The following is a 6,356-nucleotide window of genomic DNA, read 5'->3' on the forward strand; positions in this document are numbered from 1 at the left end:
GCCGTGTGTCGACTGCCGGGCAGACTGGTCTGGTGGAGCGGGCGTTGCTGACCGTGGGGCACGGGACGGCCGGCCGTGAGCGGCTAGCGGAGTTGCTTGCCGGCGCCGGAATTGAGCTGGTGGTGGATGTGCGGCGATATCCGGCCAGTCGGACCAATCCGGACGTGCGGCGGGAGGCCCTGGAATGCTGGCTGCCCGAACGCGGCATCGACTACCGGTGGGAGCCTCGCCTGGGCGGGCGGCGCCATGTCGCGGCGGGAGAACTGGAGCCGGACAGCTGGTGGACGGTTGCCGCGTTCCGGGCGTACGCCGCATACACCCGGACGCCGGAGTTCGGCACGGCGCTGGACGAGGTCCTGGCCGACGCCGCCCGGCGCACCACCGCGGTGATGTGCAGCGAGAGCGTCTGGTGGCGCTGCCACCGGCGGCTGATCGCCGACGTGGCAGAGCTCGGCCGCGCGGTGCCGGTGCGACACCTCATGCCGGACGGCCGCCTCACTCCGCACCGCCCCGCGGACGGTGCTCGCCGCCGTCCCGACGGCCATCTGGTATGGGACGGCTGAGCCGGAACGGCTGGCAGAGATCCTCGTTGATCGATGTCAGCGGTACGTGTAGCGCGGACAGTGGACTTCGCCGCCTCCTGAATGTCCCACTCGCAATGTCTTCTGTATCCAAATAGACGACATTCGAGAGTCTCAAAAGTCTGTGGCGGAACCAGCGCCCGTGTAGAACCCTTGGCCGTCGTTGGCAGTTTCGGCCACCGACGTAGCGTAGCCATGATGGCGGATCTGTTGAACGGCATACGGCGAGTGGATCCGAACAATGGGCCGACCGGGCTACGCCGCTTGATTGCCCGCATCCCCACCACCTGGCTCGGCGGGGGCATCCACCGTGTGCTCTTCGCGCCGATCGACGCGACGCTGATGCGCCTGACCGGCGGCCGGTGCAGTTCGGTGTTCGGCATCGTCCCGCTGGTGGTCCTGCGGACGACGGGGGCGCGCTCGGGGGCTACCCGCGCGGCGCCGGTGGGCTACTTCACGGACGGTGACGACGTCATTCTGATCGCCACCAACTACGGCCGCGCAGACCAGCCGGGCTGGTATTACAACCTGGTGACGGACCCGGAGTGCGAGCTGCTCGCGGATGGCGTCGAGGGCCGCGGCGGTCGCTTCATCGCCCATCTGACCCTGATTTTTCAGCCTGGCTTGTAATGACCTTGTTTGGTGGTCGGGTTGGTGGTGGCTGCGCTGTTGGGACTCGCTGATGGTGGTCGAAAGCTTGTGGGCGATAGCGCAAGTGGCGGTGCGCGGCGGCTGCGGCGGTGCGGTGACCGGTTTTAGGCACGACCGATCGCGATGTGGCGGTGGGGGGTTCGCGATGCGGTGCGGGGTTACATTGACGGGCCGGTTCGCGGCGGTCAACCGAAGGCCGGTAGCGCCCGGATGTGTCGCAGCGCGGTGCAGAACGCCTCGAGGTGAGGGTAGGCGGCGGTGAAACGTAGGTGCAGGCGTCGACCGTGACGCACCAGTCGGGCGGCGACGTTGAGAAATGCCAGGCGCAGTCGTTTGCCGCGCGCTCGGCGGACTGCGCGGGGCAGCGCCAGGGTGCGCAGCCACAGCCCGATGTTGTGGGCCAGGGCGGCGGCCTGCCAGTACAGCCAGTTACCGAAGACGGTTGCACCGGGGCGTGGATCATCCCGAAGTCGTTTTTCAGCGCCCGGATGGTGTCTTCGGGGATGCCGCCGCGCAGCCGGTGGTGGGCTTCGACCTCGGCCGCGCTGAGCTTGTCGGCGGTGACGTTGGTGATGATCGCGTGCAGCTGCCAACCATCAAGGTCATCAAAGGCCAGCTGGTCACCGCATCGTTTGGGTTGGCGGCGCACGATCAGCCGCACACTGCGCCCCAGCACCGTGGTGGTGGTCTCGGCGATCTGGCTGCCCTTGCCGGTCTCATGACCCAATGCCGGGGTCCATACGGTGTCCGGATCGGTGGCCAGGGCGTGGATCACCGCCGCGACCGGCTTGTACTGCTTGACCGTGACCGAGTAGTCCGCGCCGTGGCGTTCGGCGGCGGCGATCACGTCCTGCTGGTAGCCGGCCGAGTCGACCCGCAGCCACAGCCTGTAGTTGTCTTGGCAGCCGGCCGGGATGGCGCTTACGCACTCGTCGATGAAGCTGCCCATCGCCCGGCCGTCGTTGGCCGCGCCGCCCCGGGCGCGCAACGCGAGCACATCGCCGGTCTCCCCGAGGACCCCGACCAGCGGGGACAGCGCGGTCTGCCCGGTGCGCGAGAACGCGCTGCCCTGCTTGCCGCACCCATAGGTCGCCACCCGGGTGGCGTCGGGGTCGATGGTCAGCCGATCACCGGCGGGTGCCGCCCCGACAGCCCAGGCCCGGCGCAGCATCACCCGGTTGACCGCGGCGGCTTTGGCCACCCGGCCCAGATCCGCGCCCGCCACAAACCGCCATAACGTGGGCACCGACGGCAACGGGTTGGTCCCGCGCAGCACCGTGGTCGCCGGGTCGGCCAGCAACACCCGGTCGGACAAGAAGTCTCCGCCGGCCAGCAGTAGCTCGGTCAGCGCCCGGTAACACTGCCCACCGCTATAGCCGCCCGGCCCGATCGCACGCAACCCCCGCCGATCGGCCTCAGCGACCACGTTAAGCCGATCCAGCAGCGGACCCCACAACGCCACCCCCGCCACCGGCGTCAAATCGTCCTCCGACGCAGTGATCACCGGGTGGGGCACCGGTCGCCGCGGACTCGCCAGCACCACATCATCGACATCGAACAACAAACCAGTAGCATTCACCACACGGGTGCCCTTCCGCCCGGGAAGACATGACTTCAAACATCACGATTTTCCCTTGCGCGAAGGGCATTTCCGTGTCACGACACAGCAATTACCCCATACCAGGCTGAAAAATCAGGGTCTGACCGAGGGCGCAGACCGGGACCGGTTGTTCGCCTTGGCTCAGCGCTATAGCCCTAATTACGCCATCTACGCCGACAAGACCGCCGGTTTTCGGAAAATGCCGGTGTTCCGTCTAGCGCCGAAAACCCCTTGAGGTTTCCGAAGCGTTACGGCGGACTTCTCGGAACCGGCGCCACCACTGCGAGTCACTTCGGACACTGAATGTTCTTCGCACAATCGCTGCCATCGCCGAGGTAGGCCGTTTTCGAATTAAAGTCGTCGTGCATGTCGCAAACTATGCAGCATGCGCGCAATGCCATTGCCTGTAGCCAGCGAGCGCCAAAGCTTACTGGGGTACCTGAAATTTCAGCAGACAGCGTTCTTCGCTGTCGCTTATGGCCTGACCGACGAGCAGGCCCGCTGCACGCCGACTGCGAGCACGCTGTGCATCGGTTGGTTCACCGGCAAGACGAGTTAGATGAGCGCGACGACACGGGAGCCCTCGCCGAACACGGGCGTCCGCCCGATCGAAAACAACCGCCGTGTGTGTCACAAATCACCAAAAACAGCTGCCTAAAGGTGACCGATCTTCGCGCACTCGGCCGTTTATCTCTATGAGAGCGGCTTACCGGCGCGCCGACACCGATGGGAGCGGTCCAATGGGCACAGCGATGGGCACTGGGCATTACAGGTTGGCAATGTCAACTTGATTTGGCCCCACTGTGACGGCTTGATTTGGCCCCGGTCATCTTCGCGGTCTGGTTGTTGCGGGCGTGGGTGAGTCGGTATGAGTGGCTGCCGGTTTCGATGATCTGGCNTGGCAATGTCAACTTGATTTGGCCCCACTGTGACGGCTTGATTTGGCCCCGGTCATCTTCGCGGTCTGGTTGTTGCGGGCGTGGGTGAGTCGGTATGAGTGGCTGCCGGTTTCGATGATCTGGCCAGCGAAGGTGAGTCGGTCGACGATGGCGGCGCATAGGCGCGGGTCAGTGAAGGTCTTGGTCCAGGCGGAGAAGGGTTCGTTGGAGGCGATGGCGATCGCGGAGCGTTCTTCTCGTTCGGTGAGGACTTGGAAGAGCAGCTCGGCACCGCGGCGGTCCAGTTGCAGGTATCCGAGTTCGTCGATCAGGAGAAGGTCGACGCGGCCGTAGCGGGTGATGAGTTTGGTGAGGTGTTTATCGTCGGCGGCTTCGACGAGTTCGTTGACCAGCTTGCTGGCCAGGGTGTAGCGGACTCGGTAGCCGGCTTCGGCGGCGCGGGTGCCCAGGCCGATGAGGAGGTGGCTTTTGCCGGTGCCGGAGTCACCGATCAAACACAAGGGGTGGCCGGCTTTGACCCAGTCGCAGCTGGCGAGTTGGCCGATGAGGGCGGGGTTGATCGCGGGGTTGGCGTCAAAGGAGAAGTCCTCCAACCGTTTCAGGCGGGGAAAGGCGGCGTCGCGGATGCGGCGTTGGGCGCGGCGGTGGTCACGGTCGTCGCACTCGGCGATGACCAGTTCGGCCAGGTATCCCAGGTAGGTCTGGTGTTCGCGTTCGGCGGTGGTGGCGATCTCGGCGTAGCGGTCGCGGATGGTGGGCAGGCGCAGCATGCGGCAGCCCTGGTCGATGGCGGCGGTGGCGGCCGGCTCGGTCAAGGTGTGGCGGGCGGTCATGAGCTTTCCTTTCCGAGCAGGGCGTCGTATTTGTCCATGCAGGGCAACGGTCGGGTGTCGGCGGGCAGCTCGGCCCGGCGTGACACGAGATCGACCACTAAAGCGTCCTGATCCTGGCCGTCGGGTCCGGCTGCCGCCCCGCGGTGTTCGCCGGCCTTGCGGGCTTCCAGGGCGACCACATCGGGGTTGACCGAGCCCACCGCCAGCGCGGCGACGATGCCCGCCAGCACATCGGCGTGCTCAAGGCGGCGGTGCAACAGCAGCACTTCGACCAGGGCGCGGGTTCCCGCTGCGTCGCCGTGGGCTTTGCGGGCCGCNGCCCAGAACCGGTCGTGGTCGGCGGTGAAGACCTTGGCCGCTCGGGCCTGGGCCAGTGCGGTCGCCCCGGGCAGAGCGCCAGGCTTACGCAGCAGAATCTCCAGATAATGATCCAGATCAAGGACTTTGACGCCCTTGCCGATGGCCCGTTGGTGGCGGGCCACCACCTGGTTACGGTCATAGGCGCTCACCGTCGAGGCCGACAGCTTCACCCGCAGCCGGTGTCCGATGAAGCGGGCGGGCACCGAGTACTGGTTGCAGCGCACCGTCACCTGCGCGTAGCGGTCGACCCGCGGAGTCAACGTCAATGCGGTGTCGAACGACTCGGCCGGCAATGGGTGAAGCAGGGTGCGCTCCAGCGCCCAGTCCTGGGCCACGCTGGTCGAGCGGTTGCCGACCCGGCGGGCCTCATCGGCGTCGTCGGCGGCCTCCAGCAGGGCGTTGAGTTCGTCGATGGAGTCCACCACCGGCATCGGCACGCAGTGGTTGCGGCGAAACCGCCCGCCCTCGCCTTCAACCCCGCCCTTCTCGTGGCTGCCCTCATGGCCGGGCTGGCAGTACCAGGCCTCGAACCCGTAGTGGGAGCGAAACGCGATCCAGCGGTCGTTCTCCTGCCGGGATCGCCCGAACAGGACCTGGGTGACCGCGCTGTTGAGGTTGTCATAGCGGACCTTGCCGATCGGCACACCGCCGAAACGGGCGAAGGCGTACTCGTGGCCCTCCAGAAACGCCTCCTGGCCAGCGGTGATCGAAGCCCGGTGCGCCGCCCGCGCCGAATAGGACAACCGCATCGTGAACAGCGTGGTCTTGGTCTTCACCCCGGCCAGGATCACCCACAGATCGTGGAAGTCGACTTCAGCCTCAGCGCCGGGTTCATGGGTCTGGGGCACATACCCCAACTCCAGCGGCCGGCCCGCCTCAGCGAGGATCTGCGGGCGGCGCTTGCGGACATGATCACGCACCGTCGAATACGACAACCCCTGTGCGCCATGTTCATCGACCAAGCGGGCCAAAACCCGCCGCGCAGTATGACGCTGCTTTTTCGGCGCATCCAGATCACTGCGCAACATGGCATCGATCGCCGCCTTGAACGGCTCCAACCGCGGCGCTATCCGCGTAGCGCTCTTGCGGCTCGGCGGCACCGCCGAGGCCAAGGCCTGACGCACCGTGCGCCGATGCACCCCATGCTTATCGGCCAACCCCCGAATCGATAGCCCCTCGACCCGGTGATCACGCCGAATCGCCTCGAACTGCTGCACCCGCGACACCCTTCGCACGCCTGACCTCCGTGACCGGCAATCCGGACCATCCGGACACCGACCACGCTGAGGTGGGGCCAAATCAAGCCGTCATAACCAACACGGCGTGTCACCGAAGTGGGGCCAAATCAGACCGTCACAACAACGCCCCGCCGCCATCCAGGCGGGGCCAAATCAAGCCGTCCTCCTGGGGCCAAATCAGACTGTCACGGCCA

Annotated in this window: 6 protein-coding genes; 3 read left to right on the top strand and 3 right to left on the bottom strand. The window is 66.4% G+C overall.

Annotated elements, in window-relative coordinates; genetic code table 11:
• Positions 1 to 5 precede the first annotated feature (5 nt).
• Both H7J89_RS13845 and H7J89_RS13850 read left to right on the top strand, forming a co-directional pair.
• Entirely contained in the window at positions 6 to 563 is a 558-nt protein-coding gene (locus H7J89_RS13845; RefSeq protein WP_372513775.1) for a DUF488 domain-containing protein, read from the top strand.
• Positions 564 to 779: 216 nt separating this feature from the next.
• The gene (locus H7J89_RS13850) at positions 780 to 1,211 is read left to right on the top strand and encodes a nitroreductase/quinone reductase family protein (protein WP_264044250.1); all 432 of its coding nucleotides are present in this window, start codon (positions 780 to 782) and stop codon (positions 1,209 to 1,211) included.
• Here the strand turns inward: H7J89_RS13850 and H7J89_RS13855 are convergent.
• Complete coding sequence (locus tag H7J89_RS13855) at positions 1,171 to 2,796, bottom strand: transposase (protein ID WP_264044252.1); 1,626 nt, start codon at positions 2,794 to 2,796, stop codon at positions 1,171 to 1,173. The genes H7J89_RS13850 and H7J89_RS13855 overlap by 41 nt on opposite strands.
• Before the next feature lie 421 nt (positions 2,797 to 3,217).
• Between H7J89_RS13855 and H7J89_RS13860 the strand changes: the two genes are divergently transcribed.
• Positions 3,218 to 3,391: a DinB family protein gene (locus H7J89_RS13860; RefSeq protein WP_276042108.1), complete on the top strand. Its 174-nt coding sequence runs from the start codon at positions 3,218 to 3,220 to the stop codon at positions 3,389 to 3,391.
• A gap of 348 nt (positions 3,392 to 3,739) precedes the next feature.
• Here H7J89_RS13860 and istB read toward each other — a convergent pair whose 3' ends face one another.
• Positions 3,740 to 4,564, bottom strand: a complete 825-nt coding sequence (gene istB / locus H7J89_RS13865; RefSeq protein ID WP_264044253.1) for an IS21-like element helper ATPase IstB — start codon at positions 4,562 to 4,564, stop codon at positions 3,740 to 3,742.
• Positions 4,561 to 6,150 (bottom strand): IS21 family transposase, encoded by a 1,590-nt coding sequence (gene istA, locus H7J89_RS13870; RefSeq protein WP_264044284.1) that lies wholly within the window; start codon positions 6,148 to 6,150, stop codon positions 4,561 to 4,563. The genes istB and istA overlap by 4 nt, the downstream gene beginning before the upstream one ends.
• Between the last annotated feature and the right edge of the window lie 206 nt (positions 6,151 to 6,356).

This window comes from Mycobacterium paraffinicum (assembly GCF_025822865.1).
Lineage (GTDB): Bacteria > Actinomycetota > Actinomycetes > Mycobacteriales > Mycobacteriaceae > Mycobacterium > Mycobacterium paraffinicum.